Raw genomic sequence first — 17,187 nt, 5'->3', positions numbered from 1 at the left:
CTAATGCCTCATCGACCGGATACCGGCCCGCTGCCACTCCCCTAGCTCGGCGTCGAGCGCCGCTTTCTCTTCGTCGGTGGGGACGAAGAGGTACTGCTTTGCCCGGTTGACGCCCTTGACGATCTGCTCATTTGAGTAGAAGGACTTCATCCTCCGGACCATCCGGTATGCCTGCTCCGGCGGCTGGCGCATCTCGTAGGCCAGGTACCCGTAGGTCGCCCCGATCTCAAGCAGGGACGGGCTTTTATCGAAGAGGCCGGTGAGCCCGGCAACGGCATCCGCCTCGGCGGGAGAGAGCGTGCTCTCCGTTTCGCACCGGGAAAACTCATCGGCGTGCTGGTAGTACTCCCGCGCAAGGTTCGGCGAGTACGGCCCCCGGACGTAGAGGCGGAACGGATACACGAACTCGACGCCCTTCAGCCTCAGCAGGTAGACGAGCTTCTGGGCGATGAGCCGGTGCTCGAACAGATCCGTATTCATCCGGAATCCCGCTTCCCGGAAGCAGGCAATGACTTTGCTTCTATCGTTCACAGGTATCACCCTCGCAGCCCAGGAGTTTGCAGAGCCAGCCCCGGACGCGCCGCCACTCGGCGAGTCCTTCCGGGGTGATGGCGTAGAGCTCCAGTTCCTTCCCTTCGAGCGTCACCTTCTCGGAGCGGAGGTACCCCATCTCGACAAGTTTCTTGAGGTTTGCGTAGAGCACGCCGTCGCTCAGGTTCAGCCCGGCCTTGAGCTGCCGTGCGGTGGCCCCGTCCTCGCCGAGTTCGGAGAGCGCCCAGAGTATCTCCAGGCGCACCCGGGAGATGAGAGCGCTGTTCACGTCCTCGGATTCTTCTACGATTGCTATGAGATCGTCAGGCATAGGCGACTTTCAACTTTGAGTAGATGTTGGAGCGGGAGGTGATAAAGGATGTGGAGATCTGCGGATTGCTCCGCTATGGAGTAAAGGCCCGGCTTGGTGTGGGCAAGCTGCACATTGTGGAGAAAGGTAGGACGTTTTTCAGGCAATCACTTCTTAGATCTGCCGGACTTCGTGGCCGTGTTGTTCGGGTTGAGCTGATTCGCCCTGTTGTCCACTGCTGCTTTGTGTGAGGGGTTGTTGGGGTTCTTAACGTCGGCACGCTGATTCTTTGCCATACAACCTGCTTGGTTCGATGCTTCATATGCTTTTTCGTCGACCCAAAAAAGGATAGCCCCCGATGGGGACAGGCACAGATACCCACTATGCCCCCATCGGGGCCTGTACCATTCACGAGCGGGGTTATAATATGATGAGAAGCCTGAATTACCGTATCCTCCTCCGCAAGGAGCCTGAAGGCGGGTATACTGTTATTGTGCCGACCCTTCCTGGCTGCGTCACCTTCGGGGAGATCGTCGACGAGGCGATAGCGATGGCTCGGGAGGCCGTCAGAACCATCCATACCGTTTGTGCGCCTGCTCGATCGACATCACGGCAAGAACATGAACCTCCAGCTCCTGCTCATGGATGCGATAGAATGCCGTGAATGTCCGGCTGATATGCAGCCTATAGGTATCTTCCCGCCCGTGCACGTGCAGGCGCTCCTTACCGCTGCCGGGATACGGGTCGTCCTGCAGGGTTTTCAGCTTGTCCATGACTATCCGCCGGCTCTTCTCGCTGAGGCTCCGGATACTCTCAAGGGCCTTTTTGTTAATCAGTATCCGGAACGTCAAACTCCAGCTCCACGAAATCCCCTTCGGCCTCGATGCGGTCCATATCCTCGATGAACCGGCGCTTCTTCTCCTGCTCGACCATCTGCGAGAGGAGATCATCGAAGGTCTGGCCGGGGCGCTTCAGCTCGGAGATCTCCGCCCATATCCCTTCCGAGACGGGAATCCTCTTGGTTGCAGCCATGATAGCATTGTAAGTGCTTATCATATTTACAATGTTGCACGCGAATGTGCCGAGGGAAAGATGAGTGAGTTCCGACAGTTCAGGGGGTGTCTGACCGCTACCAGGATTCTAAAAAAGAAGGGGCCGGTGATCGAGGGGCTCATCCTCTACCGACCGCTACGTAGGGTGAAAGGGAGCCACCACCTCTTTTATCACCCGGAGACAAAGCGCCGGGCCGTCGTCCCGGTGCACGGGCGGGACCATCCGACCGGCACGCTTCTGGAGATCCTCAAGCAGGCCGGGATTGAGCGGGAGGAGATTAGAGATCTGTTGTAAAACTTCAACCTGTTATACAGGACAGGTTCAGCGCGGCCTGCGGCCAGCCGAGAAGGCCCTCTCAAAGATACCGGGCAAAATCCTCAGGATCGATCTTCGCCAGCTTCAGGACGCTGCGAAGTGTACCGATCTTCAGTTCGTTGTGCAGCGGGACAACTGTCCCTACCTCACACCTTGCGGTGCTCAAACTCCTTTCTTTCAGACAGTCGCACTTTCCCGTTGGGCGTCTCTTTTGAAAGGCGAACATGGCTCCCGGATTGCCCGCTTACGATGAATCCATACTGTTTCGAGAGTATCTTTATCACTGCCTCGCCTGAGATGGGTTTAAGCCCGGGCACCCTCGGCCACCTCGAACGTCGTGATGATCGGCCGCCTCCCATCTTCCAGCGGGAATTCTTCTAAGTACAGCTCCGTAGCCTCTTTGAGGTTGGCCACCGCCTCTTCAACCGTCCTGCCCTGGCTGACGGTGCCGACCTCCGAGCACTCCGCGACGTACATATCCTCTTCCCTGTAGAGCACAGCCGTGAACGTCCTCATGATCTCACCGATAGAATAGCATCTCTCTTTGTCGTGACAATACTTGACCAACAGATCTTGGCCGGTTGTCTCGTCTGTGAATGTGTTCTTCGTGGGTTCTCAACTGCGGGGTAACACCCGCACGGATACCCTTTATGCATCACCGGGTAACGTACTTCACGAGCAGGGGTGCAATCCGATGAGATGTCTGAATTACCGTATCCTCCTCAGAAGAGAGCCGGAAGGCGGGTATACCGTTATTGTGCCGACCCTTCCCGGCTGCGTCACCTTCGGGGAGACCGTCGATGAGGCGATAGCGATGGCACGGGAGGCCGTCGAGGTCTAACATTGAAGATCTGGCTGGGGAAAGGAGATTGGGCATTAATGGAAAGAGTAAAATTTTGTAAATTATGACATGAAGCCATTTATTATTGAAATCGTTGAAGAGATTATTGGTAAAATCTCCTTTAACCCCTGTGTCATTGGAGATTGCGAGATCTTCTCAGAGACCTTGCACAAATAGTCTTTAACATTCTTTCCATCAATTTTTGAAGGGGGCAATTCAATTAACTCTGATTCATAAGCTTTTTCGGATTCAAGCAACTGAACAATTGCAATAAATTTTTGCCGTATAGCGGGATCTAATTCTAAGTCCATGCTTACGTTAATTATATTGCCGTTGTTTTGAATCGAAAAACTTTGGTAATAATTATAATTATATGTCGGGTTGTTTCGTAAAATTTGTATCTCGGCATCCTTTATTTTGGTTTCTTCTCTTAATCTTCGAAGCACAGATTGTAATCGATTCACTTTCTCATCATAATCACTCTTTTCTTTTTGCGAGAAGCCTATTTTCTCCATCATTTCTTGAACATTAGCTAAATTTAAAATCTCTGCTGCTTTGCGATCAGCTGCTCCTGAATCTTTATCCACAAGAGCTCTCTGTAATTCTTCAATCAGTGGAGATTGAAGAAATATTTCTTTAAGGATTGTAGAATTATCTTCTCCAACGCCTATTTTAATCGCAACAAGCTGAGAATACTCATCTAACGTCAATTTTGGATAAGTTACTCTCGCCGTGTAACGGAGTAATGCAAGTGCAAACTCTTCTTCTTCGTTTGCATCTATTGCAACATTGGTAAACGTATGCAGGTAGTTTAATAAAATCCTAGGTTGAATTACGTAACCGTATTTATTGAATTTCGCTAATGTTGTTTTGTTGATTATCGAAAGACGGTTATCGTAACTTAAGAACCACGGCCCATATGGTTTAAAGTTACCATCTTTTTCGAAGTTTGATTTAGATCTGAAAACATAAGACACGGAAAAAGCATCGTGATTGTAAGATTCCTCAGACTTTTGTCTATAGTGATTATCAATGCCATTTTCAGATCGATCTTTCTGTGCTGCTTCATCGTACGTCTTCAAAGATACTTTTACAACTTCATATATTGCGTTGTCTTTCTTTATTGCAATATTATCTGGAAGAAGTTGAATATTCCAATTTTTTTGAATTACTGACTCCCATGTATCCAGATATGCGCTATATTGACTCCAAGAGGTCCGATATTCTTGATAATGCTTAAAATAATCCAGAATTAATTGATTGTCACTTGGTGATCTCTTACTTGCAACACCTAATGACGCCAACTCCGTTTGGACAGACCTTATTAACGAGTTTAGTTCAGCTTTAGTGAAGTTACTATACAGTAAAGGTATTTCAGACTTAGCACATTGTTTTACTAAGGCAACTGACAATGAGTGTTTCGGATCGGTTTTTGTTAATAGTGTTATAATGAAATTAGTGTCCAAAAGTAGGAACATTACATGGTCAGAAAAGTTGATGTCGAGATTTTTAAAATCCTGCTCTAATTTTAACAAATTTACATTTATCAATGCGTCGTAACAACTATAAATGAGCGCTAATAAGTTTTGGTTTTCAGATGCTTCAGAAGTGAGATATTCAAGTAGTAATCCTTGTAATTTGTCTTTGAATTTGTCTTTTGGGAAGAATAAGCTATTAACAACAGAATGTATTAACAATTGCAAATTTTCTATAGGTATAGACTCAACTTGGTTCTCAAAAGGTTCTGATATCGTAAACTGAGATATAATCTTTAGAATAATTTCATTGAATGCTACCTGAGCATTTTTATGGATATGTGGGTCGTACTTAATCTTACGATTCGATATATATTCTTGAAAGAATTCATTCCAAACGGGCATTATCGAATCATTTATATCTGGGATGTCAACTTGGGTGATAAGTCGGTAAGTAAATTCACCAATGTTCTCTACAATATCTTCATCTTCTAAATTTGATAGTATGGCTAATACTTGTTCTTTCTCAAAGTGACATTTTGTTAGCGTATAGATTTTGTCGATTAACTCTTGATAATCGAGTATCTCACCTTTGTCGTATTGACCTAGGGTTGTCAAGATAATATTTCTCCTAACATCCCTCCTTCTATCTAAAATCTTTCCCCTTGTTAAATTAGACAATTTAATTAAAGTCTGATTATCTATTGCCCCACATTCATCTTTTTGGCAACTGATTCCTACTGCAGATGTTTTGCTCATTAGAGCTCCCTGACACAAAATAAATCACGCCTATATATATAGATACCCTTTTTAAAAGGAATAAAAAAGGTTCTCCGTCGAAGCCCTCTCCAGAGATTTGTTTATTTCTTGATTCAGAGGATAATAGTAGAGAAACCTCAAACTCACATTTTACACCACTTCAGTCTGATACAATAGTAGAGAGGGCTTGGTACTATATTTTCCAAGGCATAACAAGCCATACCTCTCATAGACATTTGAGATCATTTCTTTTTCACGATGGAGAAAAGACCTAATACCAATCTCAAGGGAGAATGGCGAGTAAAGTTCCTTCAATTTTGATGATCGGTCACGAAGATTTCACAACCCTTATTTACACGCCTGTTTTTACTAACTAATGAATAGGGCTCGTTATTCTCCTATTCTCCCCGGCGTGGAGAAATCGTATGGACTTAACCGAATTACAGACGCGGAAGAGTAAAATCGACGTCTACCTTGCCGAGCAGGGCTGGGACGTTATGAACCGCGCTTCTGTCATTCCCGAAGTCGATACCAAGCAATCCGACTTTCTCGCACGCTCCTATAAGACCGTCTCTGAGACACTGAAGAATGATCTGGAGAGCAAGTACGTCGACTACCTCCTGCTCGATAGCCTGGGCGCGCCGCTCGCCATTATCGAAGCCAAACGCACCTCGAAAGATCCGCTCATCGGACAGAAGCAGGCGGAGCAGTACGCCGATGACATCAAGCGGCAGACCGGGAGAGACGTCTTCATCTTCCTCTCCAACGGCTATGAGATCTGGTTCTGGGATCGGGAGCGCTACCCACTCCGGCTGCTGAAGGGCTTCTACGCGCAGAAAGACCTGGAGCGGCTCCGTTTCCAGATTCAGAAGATCGATCCCACCCGATCGATCGAGATCAATACCCGCATTGTCGACCGCTCAAAGAGCATCGAGAACGTCAAGCGCGTGCTGGAGCACATCCGTAAAGGTCACCGCAAAGGGCTGATCGTCATGGCGACCGGGACCGGCAAGACCCGCGTGGCGATGGCAATCATCGATGCCCTCCTCCAGGAGAACCGGGCGCAGAAAGTGCTCTTCCTCGCCGACCGAAAGGCGCTCCGCGATCAGGCGTGGAATAAAGGCTTCCTGGAGTTCTTCCCCCATGAGGCCAAGGACAAGATCCTGCACGGGATCTACAATAAGGAAAAACGGCTGTACGTCTCTACCATCCAGACATTTCAGGAGATATACACCCAGAAGGACAGGCACGGGCAGAACCTCATCTCCCCCGGAGAGTTCGACCTGATCTTCTCCGACGAGGCGCACCGGAGCATCTACAACAAGTGGCGGGATGTCTTCACCTACCTGGACGCCATGCAGATCGGGCTGACGGCAACACCTGCCGAACTGGTCGACCGGGACACCTTCCGGTTCTTCCACTGTAACGACAATATGCCGACCGCGCTTTACTCGTATGACGAGGCGGTGAAGGACGGCGTCCTGGTCGACTTCCGCAAAAGCATCATCGGAGCGCAGACACACTTCCAGATCGAAGGTCTCCACCCTTCCGACCTGACGGAGAGCGAGCGCAACCGGCTGATCGAGCAGGGGATCGACCCGTACGAGATCAACTTTGAAGGGACAGAGCTGGAGAAGAAGGTCGCCGTCAAAGGTACGTCCGAAGCGATCGTGCGGGAGTTCATGGAGGGATGCCAGATGGATCAGGCCGGGACACTTCCGGCAAAGTCGATCTTCTTCGCCATCTCAAAGAAGCACGCTCGAAGGCTGCATGAGGCGTTCGACGACCTGTATCCCGAATATAAAGGACGGCTGGCGCGGATCATCGTCTCGGACGACCCCCGCGCCGAGGCCCTCATCCACGACTTCGAACACGAGTCCTTCCCCCGCGTGGCGATCTCGGTGGATATGCTCGATACCGGCATCGATGTGCCGGAGGTCTGCAACCTGGTCTTCGCCAAACCCGTCTTCTCAAAGATCAAGTTCTGGCAGATGCTGGGGCGCGGGACGCGGTCGGATGGCGCGTGCAAACACCGGGAATGGCTGCCGGACGGGCATAAAGAGTACTTCAAGGTCTTCGACTTCTGGAATAACTTCGAGTACTGGAATATGAATCCCGAAGGGGTGAAGAACGAGCCGACCGAAGCCATCACGAGCCGGATCTTCTTCCTTCGGCTGAAGCAACTGGAGCGGCTCCTGGAGCAGGGCGACGACGAGCGGGCGGCGATCGTCCGGCAGAGGCTCGAAGAGGATATCCGCTCGCTTCCGATGGACTCGGTAACCGTCCGGGAGCACGAGCGGGAGATCGCCAAAGCCCTCTCCCCGAAGCTCTGGGATAATGTCGGGCTCGACCCGCTGGAGAACCTGAAGACCACGATCATGCCCCTCATGCGCTTCCAGACCGGCGTGAACCTCAAAGAGGCATCCTTCACCGTGAAAGCAGAGCGGCTGGGGCTGGCGGTGCTGGAGGGCAACGAGAAGGAGATCGAGCGATTGGCCCCGGAGATCGGGGAGATGGTCGATCACCTCCCCCGCACGCTCAATATTGTGAAGGAAAAAGAGGAGCGGCTGGACGAGGTACTGACTCATGCCTTCTGGAAGGGTCTGTCATTCGAGGATGCGATCGGGCTGGTGGAGGAGATCGCCCCGCTCATGAAGTACATGTCGAAGGAGGCGCATGAGCCGATCGTCATCGACATGGGGGATATCATCGAGCAGCGCACGCTCTGGACGCTCAAGGAGGATGCTCCGGAGTACGTGGTGGCATTCAGAGAGAAGGTCGAGAAGCGGGTGACGGAGCTGGCCGACCATAACCCGGTTATCCAGAAGATTCTCCGGGATGACCCGATAACCGAAGCCGACCTTCACGATCTCGAAGAGGCGCTGGCGGAGGCGGGAGTGAACGTCACCGAAGAGATGTTGCAGATCTCGCCGCGTCACCCGTATGGCTCGCTGGTCGAGTTTATCCGCTCGCTCTTCGGTCTCTATGAAGCGCCTGATCCTAAGGAGAAGATAGCAGAGGCGTTTCAGACCTACATGATCGAGAGCAATAAGCACTACACCGCCGATCAACTTCACTTCATCCGGACGATTCAGACCGTTTTTATGCGTAAGAGGCGTATAGAAATGGACGATCTATTCCTCGCTCCATTCACGAATTTTGGGAGTACTGCACCGATGCCGATGTTTGACGAGGGCGATCTGAAGGCGTTTATCGGCATCTGTCAGGGGCTGGAGCGGGAATTGTTTGCGGCGGGGGCGTAAGGAGAAGTGCTGAAGAAGGAGTTGCCTGAGGGATGGAGATTGGTGAAACTAGAAGAGGTCGCAAAAATTGATAATAAAGCAGTTTCACCTGACGAAATGAGGGGAGAGCTTCAGAACTATATTGGCCTGGAGAACATCGAGAGCAACACAGGCCAACTGGTAAGTTTTTCCGAAACACTTGGCGATGATATAAAGAGCAACAAATTTGGGTTCACAGAAGAGCACATATTGTACGGTAAATTAAGGCCATATTTGAACAAAGTATATTTGCCTGATTTTGCTGGCGTATGCAGCACTGATATCATCCCCATTAAGCCGGACAGCGACCTGCTAATAAGAGAATTCCTGGGCTATTTTTTACGGACGCCTGAGTTCGTGAGTATGATTAATGCGAAATCGTCAGGTGCGAACCTTCCAAGAGTAAACCCAAAGACTCTGTTAGACGTTTATATCCCCCTTCCTCCAATCGAAACTCAGTACAAAATCGTCGCCATTCTTGAGAAGACAGAGGCAACGCAGCGCCTGCGGGCGGAGGCGGATGCGCTGACGCAGAAACTGATGCAGAACGTGTTTCTGGAGATGTTTGGAGACCCAGCGACGAATCCAAAAGGGTGGGATATTGTGAAACTGGATGCAATTGCAGTGCTCCAAAGAGGTAAATTCTCACATCGGCCGAGAAATGAGCCTCGCTTTTATGGTGGATCTTATCCTTTCATTCAAACCGGAGACATTTCCCGAAGTGGGGGCAGATTAACCACTTTTTCTCAAACCCTTAACGATGAGGGTCTAAAAATCAGCAAACTATTCAAAAAAGGGATAATTGTTATAGCAATTGCAGCAAATATTGGAGATACCGCTATTTTAGATTTTGATAGTTGTTTTCCTGATAGTGTTGTTGGAGTAAGCCCAATGCCTGATAAAGCGAATCCAATATTTACAGAAATGATGTTAAGACACTACAAGAATATTTTATGGGATTCTGCCCCTGAAACAGCGCAACGTAATATTAATTTGAAGATTCTTTCTGATCTTAATGTTATTCTACCTCCTTTAGACCTTCAGAATAGATTTGCCAAAATTGCGCAAAGTATTCAGGTTACAAGGGATATCCAAAACAAATCTGCTGTTGAAAAATCTTCTCTGTTAAACAATTTAATGTCAAAAGCCTTCACCGGGGAACTGGTAGCATGAAACTCGCCTCTGACCTAAAATCAAAGATCGACACCCTCTGGGATCGCTTCTGGAGCGGAGGAATGTCCAACCCGCTCCAGTCCATCGAGCAGATGTCCTACCTCATCTTCATGAAGCGCCTCGAAGATATGGATGGCGTCGAACAGAATCGAGCGCGAGCGCGGGGAGTACCGTATACGTCGGTCTTCGAGGAGCATGAGGAGTGCCGGTGGTCAAGCTGGAAGCACTATCCCGCCGAGCAGATGCTTGTACACGTCCGCGATAAGGTCTTCCCCTTCATCCAGTCCCTCCATAACGGTGAGAAGACACTCTTTGCTCAACAGATGCGCGATGCCGTCTTTATGATCCCGAAGCCCTCCCTCCTCCAGGAAGCGGTCGCTCTCATCGACGAGATGAATATCACGGCGCAGAACCGCGACACTCAGGGCGATATCTACGAATACCTTCTCTCGCAGCTCTCCACCGCCGGGAAGAACGGGCAGTTCCGCACCCCGCGTCATATCATCCGGATGATCGTTGAACTGGTCGATCCTGACATCACCGACCGGATCTGCGATCCGGCGTGCGGTACGGCTGGCTTCCTCATCAACTCGTATGAGCATATCATCCGGAAGTACACGAGTCCCGACCTTCTGGAGGTCGACGACGAGGGAGAATACCATAACCTCATCGGCGACAATATCACCGATCAGAAGCATTGGGAGAAGCTCTGGAGCGATACATTCTACGGATTCGACTTCGACTCCACGATGACCCGGATATCGCTCATGAACCTGATGCTGCACGGCATCAAAGCGCCTCACATCGAGCTCAAAGATACCCTCTCCAAGCGATACACCGAAGAAGAGCGCTATACCGTCGTGCTCGCCAATCCCCCCTTCAAGGGGAGCATCGATAAGAGCGACATCAACGACAGCCTCTCGCTCGGCACGACGAAGACCGAACTACTCCTAGTCGAGCGGATGATACAACTCCTGACGATAGGTGGGAAGTGCGGCGTTATCGTGCCTGACGGCGTGCTCTTCGGGAGCTCCAGGGCGCATAAGGAGCTTCGACGGATGCTCCTTGAGGAGAATCAACTGGAGGGTATCGTCTCCATGCCCTCCGGGATCTTCAAGCCCTATGCGGGAGTGTCGACCGCCGTACTGATCTTCGTGAAGGGCGGAAAAACCGGGAAGGTCTGGTTCTACGACATGGAGGCGGACGGTTACTCGCTCGACGACAAGCGGACATTCATCGACGGTAAGGGCGATATCCCTGACATCATCGAGCGGTTCAGGGAGCGGAGGGATACAAACCCGACCGACCGGAAGGCGAAGTGCTTCTATGTGCCGGTCGAGGAGATCCAGGCGAATAACTATGACCTCTCGATCTCTCGCTACAAGGAGATAGAATACGAAGAGGTCGAGTATGAGCCTCCGGAAGTGATCATCGATAAAATCCAGGCTTTAGAGAGCCAGATCCAGCAGAATCTTGAGGAATTAAAGGAGATGCTCAAAAAGTCTGAAAAATAAGGATGGAAGGGGCTATCTTAGTACTCTTTAGTTACGATAGTCCGTGCTGGATGAGGAGTCATACGAAGGGTTTCTGTTCCATCAGGAGTGAAGATAGTCTGATTGGCATAAGGTCTCACTTATGGGATGCGAAAAAGGCTTAATAGTCAGTCAGGGATCTGATCTCTCTCCTTCAACGGAGGTATCATCTTTTTTGGGAAATTGGGACAGCGTGGATTGATTCCTCATGGCATTCTTCCGGTAGTCCTCAAGTGCGAGTTTCTCTCCCTCTGCGCTGGCTTTCTCATCGACCCACCTATCAATAAATTTTGCATCGATATTCTCAAGAACGGCACGGAGTTTAGATCCCCGGCAGTTGAGCCGGATAGCATCGGCGCCGACTTCGTCGAATAGTTGATACTTCTGCCCGTATTCGAGGACAATTCGTAACTTCTCCATCACCATCCGCTTCTTCTGATCTTCTGAAACGCCCAGAGAGACGTTATTCATCAAGGTCGAGAGCACTGCGCTTTTCTGGATGATCTTCGGATCTTCGATACCATCTTCGAACAGGTTCTTTCGGTAGCATTCCCCGATAATTGCCAGCTGGATGAGCCGGTAAGGGTTCGTCGAGTAACAGTAAGGGAGTTCATACTGCTGGTGGAGGTCCTGATCGCCGAAACCCGCCTGCAGCATCTCATTTAATGCCGAATTCTCATGCGAGCATTCGAGGAGAAGTTGTATCAGTTGAGACCGCGGGGCATAAACCCAGACTTTTATCAGGTTGATATCGTATTTGGGATGCGGCTTCTGACCCTGTGCCTTCATGGACTCGATGATCTTCATCTTGTCCTTCTCGTTGATGCAGAGCACGTACTCGAACCGGTTGGGATCCAGCTCGATGTCTATGGTATCCGAAAGGTAGTCCGTCTTTTCAAGGACCAGATCACGGGATAATCCGACCTCTTTTAACGTCTTTCTTACATCGGTGATCGAGGATTTGCACTCGACGAAGATCGCACGGTTTTCGCCTTCGTTGTAGAGGAAGAGATCGAAAGTGTGATTTCCCTTTTTTGCGGAGCCGAACTCGATCAGGGGCTCTGCAAAATAAAATTCGTATCCGGATCTCTGTGAAAGGTTGGTCTGTGCGAAAGATTTTGCGCATTGTTTCACGAGAGTGTGGTGCTTTTTGTCTTCCTCAAGAGCATCACCGATTCGCTCTCGTGCCGAGGGTATAGAGTATGCTTTATATTTCTCTTTTAATTTATCCAATTCCTCGCGGACTTCAGGTGGAGAACGCTTGTAGAACGCCTGAAAGTCTTCCTTCTCACGAGGAATATGGATGATATCACCCTACGGTTGCCATATGATCGATATTCTCGACCACAAACTCGAAAAACCTCATGGATGTTCCGATGTCTATTTTCTCTACCGGGTAGACGTCGATCTTCTTGCCGGTAGTCGAGATGTCCAGGAGAGAACCCGTGTGCTCATCGATCAACCGGGCGGAGAAGAACATTGAACCCGGCAGCAGCACCTGTTCCAGTACAGTGAAGTTCCATTCCTCGCTGCGTATCGCCTTGCAGAAGCGGGAAACGTCATCGTAGTGCATCTCCACCGGCACATCGATTGACCAGGGGATCTGAATGGCATTCGAGAATTGCCTGCGGGACCCGACCTTGCTGATGGAATATCCCGACTCTCCGATTGCCTCTCTCACGTTTTCAAGCCGTGAAATAACTTCCTCGATTATCTTGAAGATGCCGGCGAAGTGTCCGTGACGCAGTGTTATGATTCCCTTATTGTCGATGCGGAATGCGATGCCGTTCGGGAGCTGGACCTCAAGAATCTTTGGTAGCACACCGTAGTAGAATTCCATCTCCTCAAGCGTGTGTTTTCCGTCGTTCCCCCTGTACTGGATGCCTCTCTCGACATGGGGCCGGAACTCGGAGTGAATATCAGTGTTGGGGCTCCTCTTCGCAGAGAAATAGGTTATGATCATATCCGGGTACTCCCGGACGAGGTTATCTTTGATCTCCTTCATCACCTTAGGGGCTATCCAGAGATTTGATATCTCCTTTGTACGGTTGATGTAAGTGAAGAGGATGTCAGGTATCTCATTGGTTTTCTTTGCATCCGTGATGAAGAGCGGGACATTGTTCCTGTCGTCGAAGAACGTATAAATATAAATCCGTTTACCCTGGGATTCCTTCGAGAGGAGGAGCAGTTTTCCTGCCCTCTCATCGATGGAGAAATGGAAGTTTCTGAGGCTCTCGACGAACTGGTCGATGTTCTGGAACATCGACAGCGTTGCAACTATGTGGAGATTACTGTTGATCTGGTCGTCTCCTCGCTCACATTCAAGGTACTGGATCAGCTCCTGAATGTCGTCGAAGTCTCTATCAGCTCTGATGAGCGAAGGGAGGTTCAAAGTATCACATCCCCGGTTAATTTCCATTAAGTTTCATGTAGATTTAGATGTTTCTTATTTGAACCTGATGATATAGGCGGAACATGAAGGTATCTTGAGGATTGCCATATATCAAGTCAATCTGAAAATAAGATGGACCGAGCGGGAATTGAACCCGCGGCCTCTACCATGCCAAGGTAGCGATCTACCCCTGATCTATCGGCCCCTGTTACCCTACAATGTTGATCGTGATCACATAATAAGGATTGGGGCAGGCCGGCCCCCTATCCCTCCCCGGCAAGGGCCGGGAGGCGGGAGAGCACCCGTTCCCGCGCATCCTCCATCTTCGGGCGGACGAGGGCGGTGCCGTTCTTGATGCAGGGGGCGAGGAGCGGCACCGCGCCCTTCGGCGCCGGGGTGCGGGCGGGGAGGGTGAGGCGCCGGCCGCCGAGATCGTAGACCTGCTTTGCGCTGCTCCGCTTCCCGCGCTTCGCGTAGGGCCGGCCCTTCATCTCCACGATGTCCAACGCGAAGTCGATCACCGGGGCGTTCGCGATCGCGCCCCCGACGCCGAAGGCGTCGCCGATATCGCGGTAGGCGGCGACCTCTGCGCGCGACAGCCCGCCCGAGAGGAAGATCTTCACGTCCGGGTAGCCGTTGACGTCGAGCTCCCAGCGCACCTCCTCGACGATCGCCCGCATGTCCCCCCGGCGCGACCGCGGGGTGTCGAGCCGCACCGCCGTCGCCCCCGAAGCCGCCGCCCGGACCGCCTCGTCCGTCTCGTCGGAGAAGGTGTCCGCGAGCATGATCCGCGGCACCTCCGGGCCGGCACCCTGGGCGAACGCGAGCCAGGCGTCCTCCTGCTCCGGGTAGCACATGATGAACGCGTGCGGCATCGTCCCCGCGAGCGGGATCCCGTCCGGCGCACAGGTGTTGCTCGCCCCGTCCACCCCGCCGATCCAGGCCGCCCGCTCGATCATCGCCGCGATCGCCGGGTGCTGGCGGCGCGAGCCGAAGGAGAAGACCGGCCGGCCCCCCGCGGCCAGTTTCATGTGGGCGGCCGCCGAGGCCACGCCTGAAGCGTGGCAGAGGAACCCGAGGATGGCCGTCTCGTAGACCGCGAAGTCCCGGTAGCGCCCGGAGACCCGGAGGACCGGCTCGTTTTTGAAGAAGATCGAGCCCTCCGGCATCGCGTCCACGTCCACCGGAAGGCCTTCGAGCAGTTTTATGACGTCGTCAAGCCCGCAGAAGACCCCCCATGGGTCGGGGAGCATCGACGCCGTCACCTCCATCGTGACGTGCGGGTTGATGCCGTCCCGCTCCATGACCTCCACGACCCGCCGGAAGTAGATATCCGTGCACGTTCCGTTCTTGATGGCGTCCTCGCCGACCACCTCAAACCAGCCCATGATATTCCGGTTATCGCGATGGCGTAAATCCTTATTGAACCGATCCCGCGGCGGCGCAAAGGTGAATCTTTTGCAGTAGGACGTCACACACTCTAACGAGAATGTCGCACGGAGAAGCGTACACCGGTATAGCGGGGCGGGCCTGATGCTCGGGATCATCGGGGGCACGAGCCTCCTCTTCGCCGACCTGCCGCCGCTCGAGAAGACGACCGTCGCCACGCCCTACGGGAAGGCCGAGGTGCATACCGGAGAGTTCGCGCTCCTCCTGCGCCACCAGCACAACCTTCCCCCGCACCGGATCAACTACCGCGCGTGCCTCGCCGCGCTCGCCGTCCTCGGGGTGGACGAGATCGTCGCCTTCGGCTCCGCCGGCTCCCTGAAGCACGAGATCCCGCCGGGCTCGATCGTCATCCCCACCGATTATTTGAGCGTCACCGACATCCCGTCCATCCACGAGTGCACCATCGACCACGTCCGGCCCGAACTGGACGCCGATCTCGTCCGCACCCTCGCCGAACTGGTGCCGGACGCCCGGACGGGCGGCGTCTACGCCCAGACCCGCGGGCCGCGGATCGAGACCGTCGCCGAGGTGAAAGCGCTTGCAAAGGTCGCCGACATCGTCGGGATGACGGTTGCAAGCGAGGCGACGCTCGCCCTCGAGCTCGGGATGCGGTTTGCCGCCGTCTGCACCGTGGACAACTACGCGAACGGCCTCGGGGAAGAGACCCTGACCTACGAGCACATCCTCGCGACCTCCCGGGCGAACCGCCGGAGGACCGAGATCATCCTCGAAAAGATTGTGGAGCGACTTGCATGAACGAGATCTTTACTGCCAGAGGTTCTACCCTGATCGCCGGGGTCACCATCGACGGATCGACTGTGGATATCGCGATCGACGAGACCGGCCTGATCGCGGGAATTGGAGAGAACGCGAGGAAGACGATCGACGCCGATATCGTCATCGACGGCTCCGACCGGCTCGCCATGCCCGGCATGGTGAACACCCACACCCACGCCGCGATGACCCTCCTGCGGGGCTACGGGGACGATATGCTGCTGCAGGACTGGCTCTCGCAGAAGATCTGGCCGCTCGAGGCCCACCTCACCGGCGACGACGTCTACGCCGGCACCAGACTCGCGTGCCTGGAGATGATCAAGAGCGGCACCGTCGCGTTCAACGACATGTACTTCTTCATGGACCGGGCGGCCGCCGCGGCCGACGAGATGGGCATGCGGGCGACGTTCGCCTACGGGTTCATCGACCTCGGGATGGAGGAGAAGCGGGAGGCCGAGATCAAAGCGACGGAAACCCTGGTCGCCCACGTCAAATCGCTCGATAACCCGCGGATCAGAGCGGCCGTCGGGCCCCACTCCGTCTACACCGTCTCCCCCGAGGGGCTCCGCTGGTGCGGCGAATACGCGGCCGAGCAGAATATCGGCATCCACGTCCACCTCTCCGAGACCGAGAAGGAGGTCGCCGACTGCGTCGCCCGGTTCGGCAAACGCCCCGCATACCTCCTCGACGAGTGCGGCTGCCTCACCCCCCGGACGGTCGCCGCGCACTGCTGCTGGCTCGACGAGGCCGAGTGCCGGCTCCTTGGAGAGCGCGGCGTCACCGCCTCCCACAACCCCGCAAGCAACATGAAACTCGCCGTCAACCGGGCGATGCCCTACCACTGGCTGAGACAGTACGGGGCGAACGTCGCCCTCGGAACCGACGGCTGCTCCTCGAACAACAACCTGGATCTCATGGAGGAGATGAAGTTCGCCGCGCTCCTCCAGAAGTTCGCCTGGAACTCCCCGACCCTGCTGCCCGCCGGCGAGGCCATCGGCATGGCGACCGCGGCAGGCGCCCGGGCGCTCGGCACCGGCCCCGGCACCCTGACCGTGGGCGCACCGGCCGACATCGTCCTCCTCGATACCCGTGCGGCCTGCAACACCCCGCTCTTCCACGCCGACTCGAACGCCGTCTACGCCTGCAACGGCGGCGCGGTCATGACCGTTCTCTGTCAGGGAAGAGTCCTGATGCACGAGCGGGAGGTGCCGGGAGAAGAGGAGATCGTCCGCGAGGCCGCCGCCGCCGCCCGGTCGCTCGTCGACCGGGCGGAGCAGGCCTCCTGACCCTATTTTAAAAAAG

The 17,187-nt window shown here is 53.3% G+C and carries 18 protein-coding genes and 1 tRNA gene; 8 read left to right on the top strand and 11 right to left on the bottom strand.

Annotated elements, in window-relative coordinates; all coding sequences use genetic code 11:
• From MEMAR_RS05430 to MEMAR_RS13345, 3 genes are all read right to left on the bottom strand, one after another.
• On the bottom strand, positions 1 to 531 hold the full coding sequence (locus MEMAR_RS05430) for a hypothetical protein (protein WP_011843948.1): 531 nt from the start codon (positions 529 to 531) through the stop codon (positions 1 to 3).
• Positions 521 to 862, bottom strand: a complete 342-nt coding sequence (locus MEMAR_RS05425; RefSeq protein ID WP_011843947.1) for a transcriptional regulator — start codon at positions 860 to 862, stop codon at positions 521 to 523. The genes MEMAR_RS05430 and MEMAR_RS05425 overlap by 11 nt, the downstream gene beginning before the upstream one ends.
• A gap of 146 nt (positions 863 to 1,008) precedes the next feature.
• The gene (locus MEMAR_RS13345) at positions 1,009 to 1,137 is read right to left on the bottom strand and encodes a hypothetical protein (protein ID WP_011843946.1); all 129 of its coding nucleotides are present in this window, start codon (positions 1,135 to 1,137) and stop codon (positions 1,009 to 1,011) included.
• Between the two features lie 62 nt (positions 1,138 to 1,199).
• On the opposite strand from MEMAR_RS13345, the gene MEMAR_RS12935 reads away from it, so the two are divergent.
• Positions 1,200 to 1,505, top strand: a complete 306-nt coding sequence (locus tag MEMAR_RS12935; RefSeq protein ID WP_319638623.1) for a type II toxin-antitoxin system HicB family antitoxin — start codon at positions 1,200 to 1,202, stop codon at positions 1,503 to 1,505.
• Here the strand turns inward: MEMAR_RS12935 and MEMAR_RS05420 are convergent.
• Positions 1,408 to 1,692: a type II toxin-antitoxin system RelE/ParE family toxin gene (locus tag MEMAR_RS05420; RefSeq protein WP_011843945.1), complete on the bottom strand. Its 285-nt coding sequence runs from the start codon at positions 1,690 to 1,692 to the stop codon at positions 1,408 to 1,410. The two genes, MEMAR_RS12935 and MEMAR_RS05420, sit on opposite strands and share 98 nt — an antisense overlap.
• Positions 1,670 to 1,873, bottom strand: a complete 204-nt coding sequence (locus MEMAR_RS13295) for a hypothetical protein (protein WP_011843944.1) — start codon at positions 1,871 to 1,873, stop codon at positions 1,670 to 1,672. Before MEMAR_RS13295 ends, MEMAR_RS05420 begins: the two co-directional genes overlap by 23 nt.
• Before the next feature lie 60 nt (positions 1,874 to 1,933).
• Here MEMAR_RS13295 and MEMAR_RS05410 point away from each other — a divergent pair, with 60 nt between their 5' ends.
• Positions 1,934 to 2,188 carry a type II toxin-antitoxin system HicA family toxin gene (locus MEMAR_RS05410; RefSeq protein ID WP_011843943.1) on the top strand — a complete coding sequence of 85 codons (255 nt, stop codon included), beginning with the start codon at positions 1,934 to 1,936 and terminating at the stop codon, positions 2,186 to 2,188.
• A gap of 324 nt (positions 2,189 to 2,512) precedes the next feature.
• On the opposite strand, the gene MEMAR_RS05400 is transcribed toward MEMAR_RS05410, so the two are convergent.
• Positions 2,513 to 2,725 carry a type II toxin-antitoxin system HicB family antitoxin gene (locus MEMAR_RS05400; RefSeq protein ID WP_011843941.1) on the bottom strand — a complete coding sequence of 71 codons (213 nt, stop codon included), beginning with the start codon at positions 2,723 to 2,725 and terminating at the stop codon, positions 2,513 to 2,515.
• Between the two features lie 178 nt (positions 2,726 to 2,903).
• Here MEMAR_RS05400 and MEMAR_RS05395 point away from each other — a divergent pair, with 178 nt between their 5' ends.
• Positions 2,904 to 3,050: a type II toxin-antitoxin system HicB family antitoxin gene (locus tag MEMAR_RS05395; protein ID WP_011843940.1), complete on the top strand. Its 147-nt coding sequence runs from the start codon at positions 2,904 to 2,906 to the stop codon at positions 3,048 to 3,050.
• A gap of 62 nt (positions 3,051 to 3,112) precedes the next feature.
• Here MEMAR_RS05395 and MEMAR_RS12930 read toward each other — a convergent pair whose 3' ends face one another.
• Positions 3,113 to 5,284: a hypothetical protein gene (locus tag MEMAR_RS12930; RefSeq protein WP_011843939.1), complete on the bottom strand. Its 2,172-nt coding sequence runs from the start codon at positions 5,282 to 5,284 to the stop codon at positions 3,113 to 3,115.
• A gap of 425 nt (positions 5,285 to 5,709) precedes the next feature.
• On the opposite strand from MEMAR_RS12930, the gene MEMAR_RS05390 reads away from it, so the two are divergent.
• From MEMAR_RS05390 to MEMAR_RS05380, 3 genes are read left to right on the top strand one after another with little or no spacing between them, the layout of a single operon-like run.
• Positions 5,710 to 8,547, top strand: coding sequence for a type I restriction endonuclease subunit R (locus tag MEMAR_RS05390; RefSeq protein WP_011843938.1), 2,838 nt, complete (start codon positions 5,710 to 5,712; stop codon positions 8,545 to 8,547).
• A gap of 6 nt (positions 8,548 to 8,553) precedes the next feature.
• On the top strand, positions 8,554 to 9,738 hold the full coding sequence (locus MEMAR_RS05385) for a restriction endonuclease subunit S (protein WP_011843937.1): 1,185 nt from the start codon (positions 8,554 to 8,556) through the stop codon (positions 9,736 to 9,738).
• Positions 9,735 to 11,252: a type I restriction-modification system subunit M gene (locus MEMAR_RS05380; protein WP_011843936.1), complete on the top strand. Its 1,518-nt coding sequence runs from the start codon at positions 9,735 to 9,737 to the stop codon at positions 11,250 to 11,252. The genes MEMAR_RS05385 and MEMAR_RS05380 overlap by 4 nt, the downstream gene beginning before the upstream one ends.
• A gap of 150 nt (positions 11,253 to 11,402) precedes the next feature.
• On the opposite strand, the gene MEMAR_RS05375 is transcribed toward MEMAR_RS05380, so the two are convergent.
• The 4 genes from MEMAR_RS05375 to MEMAR_RS05360 form a co-directional block, all read right to left on the bottom strand.
• A complete protein-coding gene (locus MEMAR_RS05375) occupies positions 11,403 to 12,503 on the bottom strand; it encodes a hypothetical protein (RefSeq protein WP_143706328.1) in 1,101 nt (366 codons plus the stop codon).
• A 76-nt stretch (positions 12,504 to 12,579) separates the two neighbouring features.
• The gene (locus MEMAR_RS05370; RefSeq protein WP_011843934.1) at positions 12,580 to 13,689 is read right to left on the bottom strand and encodes a hypothetical protein; all 1,110 of its coding nucleotides are present in this window, start codon (positions 13,687 to 13,689) and stop codon (positions 12,580 to 12,582) included.
• 106 nt (positions 13,690 to 13,795) lie between these two features.
• A tRNA-Ala gene (locus tag MEMAR_RS05365) sits at positions 13,796 to 13,867 on the bottom strand.
• A gap of 58 nt (positions 13,868 to 13,925) precedes the next feature.
• Positions 13,926 to 15,050 carry a nicotinate phosphoribosyltransferase gene (locus MEMAR_RS05360; protein WP_011843933.1) on the bottom strand — a complete coding sequence of 375 codons (1,125 nt, stop codon included), beginning with the start codon at positions 15,048 to 15,050 and terminating at the stop codon, positions 13,926 to 13,928.
• Between the two features lie 145 nt (positions 15,051 to 15,195).
• Between MEMAR_RS05360 and MEMAR_RS05355 the strand changes: the two genes are divergently transcribed.
• A complete protein-coding gene (locus tag MEMAR_RS05355; RefSeq protein WP_011843932.1) occupies positions 15,196 to 15,867 on the top strand; it encodes an MTAP family purine nucleoside phosphorylase in 672 nt (223 codons plus the stop codon).
• Positions 15,864 to 17,171, top strand: coding sequence for an amidohydrolase family protein (locus MEMAR_RS05350; RefSeq protein WP_011843931.1), 1,308 nt, complete (start codon positions 15,864 to 15,866; stop codon positions 17,169 to 17,171). The genes MEMAR_RS05355 and MEMAR_RS05350 overlap by 4 nt, the downstream gene beginning before the upstream one ends.
• Positions 17,172 to 17,187 lie beyond the last annotated feature (16 nt).

Source organism: Methanoculleus marisnigri JR1 (genome assembly GCF_000015825.1).
Taxonomy (GTDB): Archaea; Halobacteriota; Methanomicrobia; order Methanomicrobiales; family Methanoculleaceae; genus Methanoculleus; species Methanoculleus marisnigri.
Note: the sequence above shows the minus strand (reverse complement) of the source record. Positions and strands in the feature narration are given on the sequence as shown.